The following is a 15456-nucleotide window of genomic DNA, read 5'->3' as shown; positions in this document are numbered from 1 at the left end:
CGGCGGGATGCGTTTTCTCCCTGATACTCTCATCGTGGTTCTGGATAAAAACTGGTATTGCTGCAGGCAGAACGAGCCGGGGGGAAGGATGCAGCGGAGGTATCGGATGTATTATGTCCGCCCAAAGAGCTCGTCCAGTTTCCCCCGCGTAAACCGGATCATGGTGGGCCGGCCGTGCGGGCAGGTGAACGGCATCTTTGTGGCCCGGAGCTGGGAGATAATCCTCCGGCACTGCTCGATGGTACAGACCGTGCCGGCCTTGATCGCACTCCGGCAGGCAATAATCCGCGTGAGCCGCTCCCGGTCGCTGACCGGCCGGTCCATGTCCTTGTGGAGGAGATCGCTTACCAGGTCATCGATCATTGCGGGGCCCTCCACCTTGCCCATCAGGGCAGGGACAGCCCGGACCAAAAAGGACCCGGCACCGAACTCTTCAATGATGACGCCTTCCTGCGCAAGCGCAGGGATCAGGCTTTTGAGGATCGCGGCGTCTTTGGGTGGGCGGTGGATGATTGCCGGGACAAGCAGTTCCTGCGCCTGCCGGGCCGCCATGCTCCTGCTCACCTGCTCATAGAAGATCCGCTCGTGGGCTGCGTGCTGGTCAATGATAATGAGTTCCCCATTGGCAGCTTCAGCAAGGATATAGATCCCGCCGATCTGCCCGATCACGTCCATCTCCGGCACAACAGCAGTGACCGGGGGGATGCCGCTGGCAAGCTCGGTCTGCCGGAGCCGGGAGTCAGTCAAGGCCGTACCGCTATGGGTCGGTTCTGTAAAGGGCGAGAGTGTGCCTGGTACTGCCGGGACTGTGATCGTCCCGGCGCAGTAGGGATCCGCGGGTTCCGCTACATACGGCACAGGCAGGGTATCGCTCTCCCCGGCATCCAGGTTTTGGTACACCGGTTGCGGGGCGGTCACCTCGGGGATCAGGTCGCCCGTAGCAAGTGCTGCGCGCACTGAGTCGCGCACACCCTCTGCGATCTCTTTTTCTTTGGTGAGCCGGACCTCCTTTTTTGTGGGATGGACGTTGATGTCCACGAGCCGGGTATCGATCGCAAGCGAGAGGAAGGCGACAGGATACCGCCCGTGGGGGAGGAGAGTCCCGTACCCTTCGCGGATTGCGGTGGTCAGGGAAGGCGCCGTGATGTACCTGCCATTGATCGCGATTAGAATCCGGTCATGATCCTTGCGTGAAAGGGCCGGTCGGGAAACATAACCGGAGATACGCATGAACGGCAGGTCGGCTGCTACGGGAATAAGTTCGCGTGCATAATCGTTCCCAAAGATCCGGGCGATCGTGTCGAGGGATCGTCCGGTCCGTTCGGTGACCAGCTGCTCCCGGTTGTTATGGAAAAACCGGAACGAGACCTGCGGGCAGGCGAGGCAGAGTCCTTCGAGGATCCCGTGGATCCGCGCGATCTCTGTTGTCAGGCTCTTCTGGAACTTCTTCCGGGCCGGGGTATTGAAGAAGAGTTCCTCCACGAGCACACTGGTGCCCTCCGGTGCCCCGGTCTTGCCCCGTGTGGTGATCTCTCCCCCGACCACGACAATCCGGGTGCCGGGCATCCTGCCGCTGCCCTGGGGCCTGGTAACGAGAGTTACTTTTGCGATCGCGGCAATGCTCGCCAGTGCTTCGCCCCGGAATCCCAGGGTATGAATCGAGAACAGGTCATCGAGTTTGCGGATCTTGCTCGTTGCATGGGGAACAAAGGCAAGCTCTGCATCGGCCGGCTGCATCCCGCACCCGTCATCGGTCACTTTTATCGCTGCGATCCCGCCCTGCACGGACGTGATGTCGATCCGTACCGTACGGGCGCCGGCATCGATCGCGTTCTCCACGAGTTCCTTTACCACCGATGCCGGCCGTTCGATCACCTCGCCGGCCGCGATCTGGTTGACGGTTGCCGGGTCAAGCACCCGTATGACAGGGGAATGCTCCTCTGCGGTCATGCATCCCTCTCTTTGGGGGATCTGCCGGATGTCCCTGCACGTCTTTTGAGCTCGGCCAGTTTTGCAAGCGCCTGCATCGGGGTCATGGCATCCGGGTCAAGACCGGCAATCTCTGCGATCACCGGATCCGGCACGGGGGGTGCGGCCCGGGCCGGCAGGCTGTCATCCACCAGCAGGAGCTGGGTGTAGCGCCGGGCTTTCGCGCCCCCGGAAGTATCGCGGCTCAGGGTATCGGAAAGGATCGCATCGGCCCGTTCGGTGACTTTCTTCGGGATGCCCGCAAGACGGGCTACGTGAATACCGTAGCTCTTGTCGGTTGCCCCGGGGATCAGTTTCCTGAGGAAGACGACCTCCTTTTTTGTCTCCTGCACGGCAAAATGGTAGTTTTTCACCCGTTTTAACTCTCCCTCCATCCCGATGAGCTCATGGAAATGGGTGGCAAAGAGCGTCTTTGAGCCGGCTGCCGATTTCCCGTGCAGGTATTCGAGCACCGCCTGGGCGATCGAGCATCCGTCCGCAGTACTGGTGCCCCGCCCGATCTCGTCAAGGATAACAAGGCTTTTTCCTGTCATGTTGTTGAGGATGTTTGCCAGCTCGAGCATCTCAACAAAGAATGTGCTCTGGCCGCTGGCGAGATCGTCAAATGCACCGACCCGGGTGAAGATCCGGTCAATGATGCCAATCCGGGCCGACCGTGCAGGGACAAAACTTCCCGCCTGTGCCATAATACAACAGAGCGCTATCGAGCGCATGTACGTGGATTTTCCTGCCATGTTTGCGCCGGTGATGATCATGATCTGGGTCTTTGACCCGGAGAGTTCGGTATCGTTGGGGACAAATCCCCCGGCAAGGCTCCGTTCAACCACCGGGTGCCGGACATCCCGGCAGGTGATGGCATCTCCCTTGTCCAGCAGGGGGCGCACATAGTCGAAATCCACTGCCACGTCCGCCAGTGCTGCTGCGACATCGAGCGCGGCGATTCCCTGGGCTATCCGCTGGAATGCGGAAACTTCTTTTCTGATCTCATCGATCAGGCTGGCATAGAGCGAGCGCTCGAGTGCAAGGACACGCTCGTCAGCATCGGTAATCAGGGCCTCTTTTTCCCGGAGTTCCGGGATCGTGTACCGTTCCCCCGTCGCCGTAGTCTGCCGGCGTTCATAGCGGGCCGGGACAAGCGAGAGGTTGCTCTTGCTTATGTCAATGTAATAGCCGAAGATCCGGTTGTACCCTACTTTGAGGGATTTAATACCGGTCTTCTCCCGTTCCTGCTGCTGGAGCTCTATGATCCAGTTCTTCCCGGAGTGCAGGACACCGGTCATACCGTCCAGCTCCAGAGAGAATCCCGGACGGATAACGCCGCCGTTCTTTGCGATCGCAGGAGGGTCATCAATGATCGCTCTCCGGATAAGATCGATAATGGCCGGGAGATCTATCAGGCAGTCCAGGGCCGCTGTAACACGATCGGGTATCCCGGTCCCTGATCCCGTCGTGGACGAGGCAAGGAGATTCCGGATCTCCGGGAGAGTGGCAAGCGAGTCCGCGAGAGCAACGAGATCCCGGGGGCCGGCATTCCCGTACGCGATTCTCGCGGTTATCCGTTCGATATCGGCATGGTGCGTGAGGAGCTCCCGCAGGGACATGCGCATCGTGGCCGAGGTGGTGAAGTATTCGACCGCATCAAGCCGGGCATTGATCCGCGCAATCTCCGTAAGCGGCCGGGTCAGCTGCCGGCGCAGGAGCCGGCTGCCCATCGGGGTCTTCGTCCGGTCAAGGGTGGAAAAAAGCGTAGCGCCCTTTGCCCCGCCCCGGATACTCTCGTGCACCTCCAGGTTGCGCAGCGTGATCGCATCAAGCATCATTCCTGTGGCCGATGAACGTGTGGCAAGGGCACTCACGTGCGGGAGCGCAGACTTCTGGGTCTCCGCTGCATACGAGAGTGCCGCTCCGGCCGCACCGATCGCCGCGGGCATGGCATCACAGCCATAGCCGGCAAGGGAAGTGACCCCGAAATGGTCACAGAGGGTACGGCTGGCCCGGTCAGGGAGGAACCGGTCATCGGCATAGGGAGTTACCACCACGTCGTCCCTGCTCATCAGGGCCCGCATCTCTTCATCAACCGTGGAGGGGACGATGCATTCGGCCGGGCGGTACCGGGCGATCTCGGACCGGATACTCCCGGAAACGCCCTCAGCCGGGATGGCAACCACAAAAAATTCGCCGGTGGAGATGTCCAGGAGTGCCATGCCCCAGTCTGCCCCTTTGGCACCGGGCGACAGGGCCATCAGGTACGCGGCAGCTGATGAGGGGAGCATGGCCGGGTCGATCACTGTACCGGGGGTGATCACCCGGACCACCTCGCGCTTCACGAGCCCTTTTGCGGTCCTGGGATCTTCGGTCTGCTCGCAGATCGCGACCTTGTAGCCTTTTGCCACGAGCCGGGCAATATACCCCTCCCCCGCGTGATGGGGGACACCGGCGAGCGGGATACGCTGGTCGCCGTTTTTCGACCGGGAGGTGAGCACGAGATCGAGCTCCTTTGACACGACCACGGCATCATCTTCCAGCGTTTCAAAGAAATCCCCGATATGGAAAAAGAGGATGGCATCGGGGTACTGCGCCTTGATCTCCCGGTACTGCCGCATACCCGGGGTAAGATTTTTGCCATCATCGGCGCATGGGCCGGTGCCGGGGGAAGGCGCAATAGTCATCAAAAGTACTATGGGCGGCAGGAGATTAAACCGTACGGATCCGGCGTGACCGTATCAGGAGCTGGAACGATAGAAGATAAGGGCAGGAAGAGAGACAAGGAGCGCAACAAGACCGAATGCGAGCCCGATTGCAAGACCGGTGGCAAGCAGGCCCAGGAGCACGAGAAATCCCCCCTTGATAACCGGGATATTGATAACAAGAATACACAGGCCGGCAAGGATCAGGATAACCAGGCCGGCAACAGCATTTCTGATATCCTGCACACTGGGAGAGAAGGAAATGGCAAGGCTCGTTACCAGGTACAGGTAGAGGATAAACCAGGGGTTGAATGCAATGATAAGATTCTGGTACAGCGTGGTACCGATCGCTTCAACCATGCTGAACAGGGACGTGATCGTATCAAGAGAGGGCATTGCTGAGGCAAACGAGCAGCCGGTGTACGTGCCAAAGAGCCAGGTAAGTGCAGCAAGGACCAACGGGAGGAAAAAGAGCGGGGCAGTGTTGATAATCAGGTTTCCGAGGACCGGGATTGCCGGCGGAGAGTACGAGACACTCCCTCCCTCTTTTGAGAGAAGCACAACGTCCCGGACTTTTGCACCAACAAGAAGGCAGCCGATCACATGGGCACATTCGTGGACGATGACTCCCGGGGCAGTAAGGATCAGATAGAGCAGGGGATACCGGAGCGAATGCGCCCAGATATGGTCGAGCAGCCTCGAGAGTCCCATGATAAGTAGACCGGCGCCGATGACCGTGACAAAGGTCTCCAGGGCCGGCGTGATAATGCTGCTCATTAAGATGTATATCCAACAGGATTGGTAAAAAACGCATGCTGGGGGATACTGCAGGTTCCCAGGTATATCTGAAAAGATAATATGGGCAAAGGAACGATGAAACGGTATGCATCCCGCTGCTGAACAGGATCCCGGCACATCAGGTGACAGTCCTTCGCACCGGTCACCCAACAGGCTGGCCCGTGAGAAGAGCCCGTACCTGCTCCAGCATGCATACAACCCGGTTGACTGGTACCCGTGGGGGGAGGAGGCATTCTCCCGTGCAGCAAGGGAGAACCGGCCGGTCTTTCTTTCCATCGGTTATTCCACCTGCCACTGGTGCCATGTGATGGCGCGGGATTCGTTCGAAGATAAGGGTATAGCCCGGATTCTCAATGATCATTTTGTCTGCATCAAGGTTGACCGGGAAGAGCGGCCGGACATCGACAGTGTATACATGGGGATCTGCCAGCAGCTGACCGGGCAGGGGGGCTGGCCGCTTACGATTTTGATGACCCCGGAAAAAAAGCCGTTCTTTGCCGGGACGTACTTCCCGAAAACGGGCAGGGCCGGGATGCCCGGTCTATCGGATATCCTCCTCCGGATCGCCAGTCTCTGGGAAACAAAACGCGATGAGCTGTACGCTGCGGCAGACCGTGTCCTTTCCGGTACCCGCACAGAGAACGGGAAACCGGCAGCAGCGGATCCCGACCGGGATCTGCTGGATAAGGGGTTCCAGGAACTTGCAGGGCAATTTGATGAGGTAAATGGCGGTTTTGGCCGTGCGCCTAAGTTCCCGGCCCCCCATACCGTAATCTTCCTTTTGCGGTACTGGCAGCTGACCGGAAAAGATCGGGCGCTTGCCATGGCAGAGCAGACTCTTGATGCCATCCGGCGCGGCGGGATCTGGGATCATGCGGGAGGCGGACTGCACCGGTATGCGACAGATGCCCGCTGGCTGGTCCCTCACTTTGAGAAGATGCTCTCTGACCAGGCACTGTTTGTTCTTGCCTGCACCGAGGCATATGCAGCAACCGGAAAGATCCGCTATCGCTCCATAGCGGAGGAGTGCATCGCATACATGCTCCTCGAGCTACGGGATCCGGATGGAGGGTTTTACACGGCGGAGGACGCCGACAGCCCTGGTGGAGAGGGCGCGTTTTACCTCTGGACAGATGAAGAGATCGCTGGTATCCTTGGCCCGGATATGGCATTCTTTTTGTCTCTTTTCACCCTCACACCGTTGCCCGGTTCCAAAAACCATTCCTGCGTCATTTCCGCGAAAGGGCCGGATCCGGTTCTTGCACAAAAACATAAGATCACGGAGCAGGAGCTGGCGGTCCGTCGGGATACCTTTCTTGCCCGCCTTGCCCGGGTGAGGGACAAGCGCCCGCGGCCGGCCCGTGACACCAAGATCCTGACGGATACCAACGCTCTTGTCTGCACTGCCCTTGCCCGGGCCGGGAGAATCTTTGGCGACCCCGCATATACGGATGCGGCAATCCGTGTTCTCCGGTTTCTTGAACAACACCTGAGGGATCGGGATGGCCGGATCCTGCACCGGTACGGGGACGGGGAAAGTGCGATCCCTGGTTTTGCCGATGATTATGCATGGCTTATCGCTGCAAACATTGAACTCAGTCAGGCAACATTTGAGATCGGGTACCTCAGGGAGGCCATCAGACTGAATGATATCCTCCTTGCACACTTTCGCGACCGGGAAGGCGGCGGATTTTTTACTGCTGCCGATACCGCGGCAGATCTCCCGTTGCGAAAAAAGGAATGGTATGATGGCGCCATACCGTCCGCAAATGCGACTGCTTTTGAAAACCTCACCCGGCTCTTTCGGCTTATCGGAGATGATGGACTTGGGAAAGCGGCTGAAGAATGCGGCCGGTTTATTTCAGGGGCTGCCGCCCATGCACCCTCTGCCATTACCGGGTTCCTTGCAGCACTTGCCTGCTCTTCCTTTACCGGAAATACCCGGGATCTGGTGATTGCCGGCGATCCGGTTGATCCTGGTACCCGTACGCTTCTTGAAGCATTACACGGGCACTACCTTCCCGGGCTGCTGGTCCTGATCCGGCCCCCGGGAAGTGCGGGAGAGGTGGTGGATACAGTTGCACCCGCGGCACGTGGCAGGATTTCCCGCGAAGGCAGGGCAACGGCGTATCTCTGTACGGGTTCTGCATGCCTTCCTCCTGTCAGTAACCCGGAGGATCTGCGTAAAGCGCTGGATCACGGGAAAACCCAGATTACCCGATGAAAAAAAGTTTACGACGGTGTTTATCCGTATACCGCCGGAACCGTTACAGGTTTTTCAACGCAACCAGATCGCGGACACCAACAAGTTTCCAGACAAGCGAGCGTTCCTCTTCAGCAATCTTGGCGGCAGGATCGGCAGGTGAATGGCCGAGGGCTGCAAGGATGTTGCACGAGAGCCTGCGTTCCACGATCAGGTCGACAAATTTCTCGCGGATAATTTTTTTCTCGATGGAATCGCTTACCTCTTCCAGATACCCCTGAAGCGTGACAAAGGTATAGGAAGAAAGATCTTTTGTATATTTTTCGATCTCCACCGAGACGTGGGGGCTTTTCCGGAAATATTCCTGCTTCTTGCCGTATTTGGTGGAAAGGAAGTACATGAACGATCCGTCAAACACATACAGGAATGGCGCTATATACGGATATTTTTCGCCCTGGAAAGCGATCCGGCAGACATAGCCTTTCTCGATCAACCGGTCATATTCCTGCTTGTCCATACGGGGGATCTTCACGACATCCATCCAGACGCACCAATCTGGATTCAGGCAGGAAGATAATAAATCTTCGTAAATTACGCCCACCGGCTATTGATTCCATTTCCCGGGGAATTTTTCCCCGGTTATCAGTTTGATGTATCCGGTGTGTCCAAAGGCAGGCAGGGGTATCTCAGGAGGAGGGATTCCCCTGAAGGGATGACACTGGTTTTGAGAGTCTGGCATATCTCCTGAAGACTTACCGGGCAGTACCCAATGACTTCAATGCTCACATTAATCCTTTTTCGTACAGGATCCATGAAGGGAAACGCGCGTAGATCGTTGTTGTGGTGGTGGCCATGAATGATCCAGCCGGAATATCCTGCCGGGGCGTTAGCCGGATCGTGCACGAGGAGAAATTCCATCCCGTCCCAGGTAAGTGTCGCAGAAGTGATGGTTGTTTCTTTGGATCGGTCGTGGTTCCCGGCTAAAAAGGTAATGTTGCCGTTCAGGAGAGTCTTGTATTCTGTCTCCGGACGAGCCTGCTTCCCGTAGCGCAGATCCCCGAGGAAATAGACCTTGTCATCACCGGAAATACAACAATTCCAGTTTGCAATCAGCACCCGGTCCATCTCGGCAACATCGGAGGGAACGAAGGGGCGCGAACAGTAACGGATAATATTGGCATGCCCCAGGTGGAGGTCCGAGATCAGGAATGCCTGTCCGGGATCATGGGGGACCGGGCCGGCAAGTTCAAATCCTTCCGCTCTCCGGTACCGGGTCATGCTTTCCTGCCAGACACCGGGTGCCCGGATCTCTTCCGGAGTAAGCCACCGTTGCATAAGCAGGTCATACTCCCCCAGAATTTCCGTGTTTTTCATCACCGTGATCCGGAGCCCGGCATCATCAAGCAGGATAGGCCGGATCGGGTGATCGTGATGTCCCCGAATAAATCTGCGCAGCCGATCCCACCCGTTACGAAATGCGGCAGGGAAAAAGTTTGGCAACGATCCACCATGATCTTTAAGGGGGAGAGCAGCGAGACCGCTGATAATCTCCCCGGATTTTTTGGGGGGAAGACGGTTGGCAATGGTGACATGAAACCATTTTTTATCGGGATACAGGTCCCAGGCGTTCAGGCTGATGGTAAAGCCGGAGAGAGCCTTTGAGAGCGTTTCCGTAAGGATGAGAAGGGAAAGTGAAGGTCTGATTGAAAATGCCACAACCCCGCCATGCATCCCCTCCCGGCTTTCCCATCCCTGCAGAGTAAACGGGATCGCACCACCACGTGGTGCACAGGCAGCAACCGTGTCAAGAAGATCCTGCTCGCGACAGGGATCATCAAGACTGAACGGACCGAACAGGGTTATGTGCGGGTGATGTTCCCGGTACTGTTCTATTTTGAACTTCCGGGCAATGGCCCGGGTGGTTTCCTTGATGCGCCACCGCGTTCGGGCGAGGCGGATCTCGACAAGATAAGTATCACTCACGCACAATCCGCCTCCTGTACTGAATGGTAGGTGGCAGGGAGTTAAAATCCTGTTCCGGGTTTTATCGAATCCTGCACGATGAGGCGTACCGTGTTGGACACATTTTCGGTTCAATCAAAATATGCACTCATCATTTTTCTCTATGCGAGTGTAATCTGTGACAGCATTCTTGCTTTCGAGATATATTGTTTCAATAATTTACTAAAGGGATTTTTATTCTTCAATAGAAATCACCGATTCTATTATGCGCCGGGTGAATATTACGAGCAATACAATACATTTTATAAGGTCGACAGTTAATATACGCGAATTGGTAATGCATTATGAGATCTACATCTGTTGCATGTCTGATGGGAGTTGTTCTCCTTCTTATTTTGATAACTCCCTGTATTGCTGATTCCGGCAGCACGCAGGCCAGCTACATCGTAGTCGGCCAGGGACCGGTAGCACAGTTCGGCGCATATTACGCCTACCCGGTTGTTCCGACGCAGGTAATCTTTAAGGATTACTCCACGGGATCCACCCCGATGACGTACCTCTGGAACTTCGGTGACGGGCAGAGCTCCACCGAACAGAACCCCACGCACACATACACCCAGCAGGGGCTCTATACGGTCTCACTTACCGTAACCAATGCCTATGGTTCAAACACTGCGGTGAAAAACAACTATATTGCCATCGGGGTAAGCCCGGTAGCGAATTTTGTCGCAACACCGACAACAGGAACTGCACCGCAGATTGTCCAGTTCACGGATCTCTCCGGTGGTGGGGCGACCAGCTGGCTCTGGGACTTTGGCGATGGCCAGACCTCAATCCAGCAGAACCCAACGCACACCTATTATGCCGGAGGATCCTACACGGTAATCCTTACGGTCTCCAATGGCTTTGGATCATCCGCTGCAACAAAGAACCAGTATATTGTGATCGCAGGTGCTCTCCAGTCGAAATTTACCGCAAATCCCAGCCAGGGAGCCCCACCTCTCGTAGTCCAGTTCACGGACAAGTCTATCGGAGCGCCGACCACATGGAACTGGGATTTCGGCGATGGTGCTACATCGGCGGCCCAGTACCCGACCCATACCTATGCCAATTCAGGAGTATATACGGTCAAACTCACGATCAGCACCGGCAGCACGTCGGATACTTCTAGCCAAGTGATAGATGTCGGCGGGGTTCCAGTCGCTGATTTTGTGGGTGCCCCCACGCAGACAAACGTGATGAATCCCATCCAGTTTACTGACGCGTCAAGTAACGCCCCCACCTCATGGAAATGGGATTTCGGCGACACGGCCACTTCATCTGCCCAGAACCCGACCCACTCTTACCAGTTAAAAGGCCTGTATACCGTTACACTGACTGCAGCGAACAGCAACGGCCAGAATTCGGTAACAAAAGTGAATTACATTAACGTAGGTCTTGCACCGGTCGCTGATTTCCGCCCGGTCATCAACCCCGCCCAGATCTCCAATGTTCCCCTGGTGGTGAGTTTTGTCGATCAGTCGACAAATATGCCCACCTCATGGAAGTGGGACTTCGGTGATGGATCCACCTCTACGGACCAGAACCCGTCACACCTCTACTGGCACGCGGGAACGTATACCGTAACCCTGACGGCCACAAACCAGTTTGGCAGCAATACTATCGTGAAAGCCAACCTGGTCAACGTGGGCAATAACATTGCCATTGATTTTTCCGCCGACCAGACAACGGTAGGTGTCGGGCAGGTAGTCTCATTCACGGATCATTCAACCAACAACCCGACAAACTGGGTATGGGACTTTGGTGATGGCACGGTAGGAATGGGATCAAATCCTGATCATGGCTACACTGCCATCGGCGTGTACAGCGTCACGCTCACTGCTTCAAATCCCACGATGACCAACAGCCTGACCAAGACCCAGTATATCACCGTGCTGGACCTGGCTCGCGCAAACTTTATTGCAATCCCGACACGTGGCGGAGCTCCCCTGACCGTTTCATTCACGGACAAATCCACTGGTACCCCAACCTCATGGAAGTGGGACTTCGGAGATGGCTCTACCTCGACTGCCCAGAACCCGACTCATACCTATAACCAGCTTGGGACATACTCGGTGACCCTCACGATTACTAACCAGAATGGTTCCGATACTACGACGAAGGCAAACTACATCGTGGTAACCCTTGCTCCGGTAGCGGACTTTACGGTCGATCAGCGGATAGGTAATGCACCGTTTATCGTGCAGTTCAGGGATCTCTCTACCAATAACCCGACCTCCTGGCTCTGGCAGTTCGGCGACGGAACCTCATCAACCGAACAGAGTCCCCGTCACAACTATGCCTATGTGGGAGCGTATAACGTCAGCCTGACGGTAACCAACCAGTACGGAAGCGATACCACGTTTAAGGCCGGCACCACAACCCCCCCGACACCAGTCCCGACACAGACTACCGTCCCGCCGACCACCATGGCACCGACAACGGTTATGACAACGGTGGCGCCGACAATGACAACTCAGGCACCGGTAGGAGCAGTTATCCCAATCATTGCCGTTGTCCTGAGTATCCTGGTTCTCACCGGAATCTACAGGCGGAAATAACATTTTCCCTTTTTTCCGGATTTTTCAATCCCTGATAGTATTTTCTCGGAATGGTATCTGGACAAATTTGTGTATCAATTCAGGCTACTGGTGGAGATATCAATCAGTATATATCATAAAAACAGAAGAAGAAACTGAAAAATAATATCAATTTTTCTTCCTGACAGCAGTATACCAGAACGTTGCAGCAGCAATGGCAACGAAGAGCATGACAATCTCTGCCGCATATTTCACATAGAACGGAGTTTCCGTTGCTGCCAGTTGTTCTGCCTGTGCCAAGTTTAACTGGAGATAGGGATAGTTGGGGTTCAGAGTCTGTACTTCCTGGAAAGCAGTTATCCCTTCGGTACACCTGCCCATGCCACAGAGTGCGTACCCCTTGTTGAACCACGCTTCTGCATTATTGGGATCCACACTGATCGCCTGGTTAAAGGCATCCAGCTGTTCGTTATAATAAATTTTCGCGGTGGCCGGGTCCCTGAGCTGGTCCTGGTAATAATAGCCGATATTATAGAGGATCTGCCCACGGTTTATCCACGAAGACGGCGAAGAGGCATTGAGTGCCAGTGACTGGTTGGATGCCTCAAGGGCCAGTTTCAGAGTGGCCAGGGGATCGGTAGTGTACTGGTTCGCACGGTTGAGGACATCGGCAAGGCCGTTCCAGGCCTCGGCATTGTTGGGATCGAGAGCAATTGCCTGTTTGTAGGCGGATTCTCCGGCAGAATAATTCCCTGTGTCAGTAAGGCTTTGTCCGGCAGCAAACCATCCTGCTGAATCGGTTGGTTCCGATAAGGCCGGAGGCAGAACCATGAAAGATGCAGCAAGGATGAGCAGAATAAGAACAAGGGAGTGGGATCTCATATACCCGGATATATGGGATATAATTCCCAGATAAGAATTGCCTCACCTCATTAAAAAAATCTTTAAGTTCCGAGTACAAGGATATGGCGGGTCAGGCTCTTGTGCACCCGCTGGGTGTGGTGCTGGAGTAAGGTCATATGCTGCACAGCGATAGAGGAGATATCGCGGTGTGTAACGACGACTGCGCGGCTGCCCGGTTTCAGGACACGTCTCATCTCGTCAAGTGCATCATGATACAGGCGTTCCATGGTGTCCGCTTTTTTAATACAGACCGACTGGCCATAGGGAAAATCGGTTACTACTGCATCCACCGTCTGGTTCCGTACAGGGAGACGGGTAGTATCGGCAATGAGGAGGGAACTTTTTTTTGTGTTCCCGGCACATCCCTGGATCATCAGGGGATCAAAGTCGCTGCCCATTACCTCCATCGAGAGCATCTCTGCCTCAATCAGGATACCTCCGGTCCCGCAAAATGGATCGAGAAGGACTGACCCGGCACCGCAGAGCGAGAGGTTGACAAGCGTCCGGGCCATGCGGGGCATCATGACCCCGGGATGGAAAAATTCGCGCCTGCCCGGGTTGCGGCCGTCATAGGCCCCGCGATCGATCCGGAACAGGACCCTCCCAAAATAACACCGGTCTTTCGAAAGGATGGCCCGGTACTCCACGGCCGGGTTGTTCAGGCAGACCGGCCCGGTGATCATTGTCCCAATCAATTGTTCAAACTCTCTCTGGGAGCACGGATTTCTCTCTTGGCATCCTTCATGAACCATTTTGGCCCGGCCGGCAAAGGGTTGGTCAGTTGAAAGAGAGAGATCTGAAAGGAGATGACGGAACGAAGTAATATCCGGTAGACATTCCCCTAGATATTCCAGAACCACGTGGGTCATGGCCAGGCGCCGGGCATCACCCGGATGGGGGCATTCAGCAACGGCTACCTGTGAACGGGAGTCAATAACATTACCGATACATTCGAGTTCGGCACACGGAAGGGTCGGGTTCTCACCCGAGAGCTCGAAGAGGAGCTTCATTGTCTCAGGTTGATACGCCGGATACCCAGAAATACCTGTGCGAAAGGGAGGATGAATCCGGTTGGGGCATAAATGTGTAACAATAAGAGGAAAACAGATCTCTGCAGGCATATAGTGGCAGGGTAGGATGGCACACCGTAAGACAACAGACCCGGAAAAAAGAAGACTACAATATCAGAGAAAACCGGGTAAAAAAAATTACTTCTTTCCTTTTTTCTTTCCCATGATACCGGAGAAGATACCTCCCGATTTGCTGTCACTGCCTTCCAACTCTGCCAGTTTCTGGTAGAGATCCTTTGCTTCGCCCGATATGTTCTTGGGAGTGGTAATTTTCACCCGGACAAGGAGATCACCATGCTTGCCGCGCCTTTTGACACCTTCACCGGCAATCCGAAGAGCGGTGTTGTACTGGATACCGGCCGGGATTTTCAGGTCAATATGACGTTTATCGATAGTTTCAATTTCAACACTTGTCCCCAGTACGGCAATTGCAGGAGAGATCTCGATTGAGGTCTCAAGATTATCGCCACTGCGTTCAAAACGTTTGTGGGGGAGTACAAACATCTCAATAAAGAGATCGCCGTTGGACGCACCGTATTCCCCGGCTTCGCCATAGCCTTCCATACGGAGGCGCATCCCGCTGTCAACCCCGGCCGGGATATGGACCGTAACCTTCCGTTTCACCCGGGTATGACCGGAACCGTGGCACTCGCGGCACTGACGCTCCGGGATCTTACCCCGGCCCCCACACATGGTACAGGGTGTCATGCGGACAAACTGGCCGAAGACGGACTGCTGGGTCTGGCGCATCTGGCCACTCCCGCCACAGCGGGGACAGACATTGGTCTTTTTTGTTTCGCTTCCCGATCCGCCGCAGGCTGAGCAGGCTTCACTGTGCAGGACCTCGATCTCCTTATCCGTTCCTGCCACCGCCTCTTCAAGCGTAATCTGCATACGCATCAGGAGATCGGCACCGGGCTGGGGCCCGGATCTTCGCTGGCCCCCGCCAAAGAAATCGAAGATATCCCCAAAACCGGAGAAATCTGAGGAGAATCCCCCGCCGTACCCGCCAGAACCGGTATAAGATCCCTTCGAGGCATTGGTAAATGTCTCGTGGCCCATGTTATCGTACTGGGCCCTTTTCTGGGTATCGGAGAGGACGCTGTAGGCCTCGTTAATGGATTTGAACTTCTCCTCTGCTCCCGGATCCTTGCAGACATCCGGGTGGTACTTCCGGGCGAGGTTGCGGTAGGCTTTCTGGATCTCCTTCTCATCCGCCGTCCTCGGTACTCCGAGGGTCTCATAGTAGTCGCCCGAGACCATGG

At 55.7% G+C, this 15456-nt stretch carries 10 protein-coding genes; 2 read left to right on the top strand and 8 right to left on the bottom strand.

Annotation, left to right across the window (positions count from 1 at the left end):
- Nucleotides 1-111: 111 nt before the first annotated feature.
- The 3 genes from mutL to VMS83_RS02550 are packed head-to-tail and all read right to left on the bottom strand — an operon-like array spanning nt 112 to nt 5453.
- Complete coding sequence (gene mutL / locus VMS83_RS02560; protein ID WP_325409576.1) at nt 112-1950, bottom strand: DNA mismatch repair endonuclease MutL; 1839 nt, start codon at nt 1948-1950, stop codon at nt 112-114.
- Nucleotides 1947-4658, bottom strand: a complete 2712-nt coding sequence (gene mutS, locus VMS83_RS02555; RefSeq protein ID WP_325409573.1) for a DNA mismatch repair protein MutS — start codon at nt 4656-4658, stop codon at nt 1947-1949. Before mutS ends, mutL begins: the two co-directional genes overlap by 4 nt.
- A 54-nt stretch (nt 4659-4712) precedes the next feature.
- Nucleotides 4713-5453, bottom strand: a complete 741-nt coding sequence (locus VMS83_RS02550) for a hypothetical protein (RefSeq protein ID WP_325409571.1) — start codon at nt 5451-5453, stop codon at nt 4713-4715.
- Between the two features lie 106 nt (nt 5454-5559).
- Between VMS83_RS02550 and VMS83_RS02545 the strand changes: the two genes are divergently transcribed.
- The gene (locus VMS83_RS02545) at nt 5560-7698 is read left to right on the top strand and encodes a thioredoxin domain-containing protein (protein ID WP_325409569.1); all 2139 of its coding nucleotides are present in this window, start codon (nt 5560-5562) and stop codon (nt 7696-7698) included.
- Nucleotides 7699-7741: 43 nt separating this feature from the next.
- On the opposite strand, the gene VMS83_RS02540 is transcribed toward VMS83_RS02545, so the two are convergent.
- Both VMS83_RS02540 and VMS83_RS02535 read right to left on the bottom strand, forming a co-directional pair.
- On the bottom strand, nt 7742-8218 hold the full coding sequence (locus VMS83_RS02540) for a pyridoxamine 5'-phosphate oxidase family protein (protein ID WP_325409567.1): 477 nt from the start codon (nt 8216-8218) through the stop codon (nt 7742-7744).
- 101 nt (nt 8219-8319) lie between these two features.
- Nucleotides 8320-9660 (bottom strand): 2'-5' RNA ligase family protein, encoded by a 1341-nt coding sequence (locus VMS83_RS02535; protein ID WP_325409565.1) that lies wholly within the window; start codon nt 9658-9660, stop codon nt 8320-8322.
- A gap of 350 nt (nt 9661-10010) precedes the next feature.
- On the opposite strand from VMS83_RS02535, the gene VMS83_RS02530 reads away from it, so the two are divergent.
- Nucleotides 10011-12239 carry a PKD domain-containing protein gene (locus VMS83_RS02530; protein WP_325409563.1) on the top strand — a complete coding sequence of 743 codons (2229 nt, stop codon included), beginning with the start codon at nt 10011-10013 and terminating at the stop codon, nt 12237-12239.
- Nucleotides 12240-12386: 147 nt separating this feature from the next.
- Here the strand turns inward: VMS83_RS02530 and VMS83_RS02525 are convergent, their stop codons facing one another.
- The 3 genes from VMS83_RS02525 to dnaJ form a co-directional block, all read right to left on the bottom strand.
- Nucleotides 12387-13100: a tetratricopeptide repeat protein gene (locus VMS83_RS02525; protein WP_325409561.1), complete on the bottom strand. Its 714-nt coding sequence runs from the start codon at nt 13098-13100 to the stop codon at nt 12387-12389.
- Nucleotides 13101-13162: 62 nt separating this feature from the next.
- Nucleotides 13163-14131, bottom strand: coding sequence for a methyltransferase domain-containing protein (locus VMS83_RS02520; RefSeq protein WP_325409559.1), 969 nt, complete (start codon nt 14129-14131; stop codon nt 13163-13165).
- Nucleotides 14132-14329: 198 nt separating this feature from the next.
- Nucleotides 14330-15454 (bottom strand): molecular chaperone DnaJ, encoded by a 1125-nt coding sequence (gene dnaJ / locus VMS83_RS02515; RefSeq protein ID WP_325409557.1) that lies wholly within the window; start codon nt 15452-15454, stop codon nt 14330-14332.
- Between the last annotated feature and the right edge of the window lie 2 nt (nt 15455-15456).

The organism is Methanoregula sp. (genome assembly GCF_035543475.1).
Classification (GTDB): domain Archaea; phylum Halobacteriota; class Methanomicrobia; order Methanomicrobiales; family Methanospirillaceae; genus Methanoregula.
The sequence above is the reverse complement of the archived record's forward strand: the minus strand, read 5'-3'. Positions and strand labels throughout refer to the sequence as shown.

What these genes read in the sequence shown, in the direction of transcription:
- mutL (WP_325409576.1), bottom strand. Translation starts at nt 1,950, where the DNA reads ATGACCGCAGAGGAGCATTCCCCTGTCATACGGGTGCTTGACCCGGCA.
- mutS (WP_325409573.1), bottom strand. Translation starts at nt 4,658, where the DNA reads ATGACTATTGCGCCTTCCCCCGGCACCGGCCCATGCGCCGATGATGGC.
- VMS83_RS02530 (WP_325409563.1), top strand. Translation starts at nt 10,011, where the DNA reads ATGGGAGTTGTTCTCCTTCTTATTTTGATAACTCCCTGTATTGCTGAT.
- VMS83_RS02550 (WP_325409571.1), bottom strand. Translation starts at nt 5,453, where the DNA reads ATGAGCAGCATTATCACGCCGGCCCTGGAGACCTTTGTCACGGTCATC.
- VMS83_RS02540 (WP_325409567.1), bottom strand. Translation starts at nt 8,218, where the DNA reads ATGGATGTCGTGAAGATCCCCCGTATGGACAAGCAGGAATATGACCGG.
- VMS83_RS02520 (WP_325409559.1), bottom strand. Translation starts at nt 14,131, where the DNA reads ATGAAGCTCCTCTTCGAGCTCTCGGGTGAGAACCCGACCCTTCCGTGT.
- VMS83_RS02545 (WP_325409569.1), top strand. Translation starts at nt 5,560, where the DNA reads ATGCATCCCGCTGCTGAACAGGATCCCGGCACATCAGGTGACAGTCCT.
- VMS83_RS02525 (WP_325409561.1), bottom strand. Translation starts at nt 13,100, where the DNA reads ATGAGATCCCACTCCCTTGTTCTTATTCTGCTCATCCTTGCTGCATCT.
- dnaJ (WP_325409557.1), bottom strand. Translation starts at nt 15,454, where the DNA reads ATGGTCTCGGGCGACTACTATGAGACCCTCGGAGTACCGAGGACGGCG.